Source organism: Nocardia sp. NPDC046763, assembly GCF_040645495.1.
Classification (GTDB): Bacteria; Actinomycetota; Actinomycetes; order Mycobacteriales; family Mycobacteriaceae; genus Nocardia.
The window spans coordinates 1-1,781 of record NZ_JBEYYI010000089.1 but is presented as its reverse complement, the minus strand read 5'-3'; the positions used below and the strand labels follow the sequence as shown (position 1 = coordinate 1,781).

Sequence of the window (1,781 nt, the reverse complement as noted above, 5' to 3'; positions counted from 1 at the left end):
TGGTCGGCCGCAATGTCACCTGGGGTGTGGCGTGGCATCGGTTCGCTGCGTTCCCGAACATCTATTTCAAGCGTGAGGATGACGGTGGTGTCGCTCTTGGTGCGGCCAAGCCGATGATGTCGGGTGGTAGGCCGATCGAGATGGAGACCGCGGATCCGGATAACGACACTTTTGGTGTGGGTAGGTTCGAGGATTTCTCGTGGAAGGACATCCTCGATGTGACCACGTGTACCGAGTGTGGTCGTTGTCAGTCGCAGTGCCCGGCCTGGAATACGGGTAAGCCGCTCTCGCCGAAGTTGTTGATCATGTCGTTGCGTGACCATGGTTACGCGAAGGCGCCGTATCTGCTGGCTGGTGGCCGTAAGGATATGGGTGGTGAGGAGATCGGTCTGGTCGATGCGGAGGGCAAGCCGGACGAGCGTGCGCTGGCGCGGGTTTCGGAGGCCGCGCGCGTGGAGGCGGAGCGTCCGCTGGTCGGTGGTGCGGATGTCGAGGGCATCATCGATCCTGAGGTGTTGTGGTCGTGCACGACCTGTGGTGCGTGTGTGGAGCAGTGCCCGGTCGATATCGAGCATGTCGATCACATCATCGATATGCGTCGTTATCAGGTGCTGATCGAGTCGGAGTTCCCGTCGGAGCTGGCGGGGTTGTTCAAGAATCTGGAGAACAAGGGCAATCCGTGGGGTCAGAACGCCAAGGATCGTCTGAACTGGATTTCGGAGGTGGACTTCGAGATTCCGGTGTTCGGTCGCGATGCTGATTCCTTCGACGGGTATGAGTATCTGTTCTGGGTCGGTTGCGCGGGCGCGTACGAGGATCGGGCGAAGAAGACCACCAAGGCCGTGGCGGAGTTGTTGGCGACCGCGGGGGTGAAGTTCATGGTGTTGGGTCAGGAGGAGACCTGTACCGGTGACTCGGCGCGGCGTGCGGGTAACGAGTTCTTGTTCCAGCAGTTGGCGATGCAGAACATCGAGTTGCTGAATTCGGTGTTCGATGGTGTGGAGCAGGCCAGGAAGAAGATCGTTGTGACGTGTGCGCATTGCTTCAATGCGCTCAACAACGAGTACCCGCAGGTGGGTGGCAGCTATGAGGTGGTGCATCACACCCAGTTGCTCAATCGTCTGGTGCGTGGCAAGGCGTTGGTGCCGGTGTCGCCGGTGGCGCAGAATGTGACCTACCACGACCCGTGTTATCTGGGTCGGCACAACAAGATCTACAACGCGCCGCGTGAGTTGATGGAGGCGTCGGGTTCGACGTTGGTCGAGATGCCGCGTCACGCTGAGCGTTCCATGTGTTGTGGTGCGGGTGGTGCGCGGATGTGGATGGAAGAACAGCTCGGCAAGCGCATCAATATCGATCGTGTGGACGAGGCGCTCGAGACGTTGAACGGTGGTAACGAGCCGTCGATGATCGCGACGGGTTGCCCGTTCTGTCGGGTGATGCTGACCGATGGTGTCACCGCTCGTAAGGATGGTGGTGAGGTCGGCCAGGGTGTCGAGGTTGTGGATGTGGCGCAGTTGATGCTGCAGTCGATCACTCGTGTCGAGGCCGCGACGCTGACCGAGAACCTGCGTGTTGTTCAGGCACCGAAGGTCGAAGAGCCCGAACCGGTTTCGGTGCCCGAGCCGGTCGAGGCCGTGGTCGTGGAGGCTGCCGCCGAAGCCTCGAAGGCTGCTCCGGCCGGTGGCGGTCTGGCCATGAAGGGCGGGCTCAAGGCTCCCGGCGGCAAGGGTCTGGCCATGAAGGGCGGCCTGAAGGCCCCGGGCGCGAAGGCTCCCGCC

General features: G+C 61.5%; 1 protein-coding gene. It reads left to right on the top strand.

Features of this window, described 5'->3' with window-relative positions; translation table 11 throughout:
• The coding region (locus ABZ909_RS43580; protein WP_357012373.1) for a (Fe-S)-binding protein at positions 1–1,781 on the top strand (1,781 nt) is incomplete at both ends.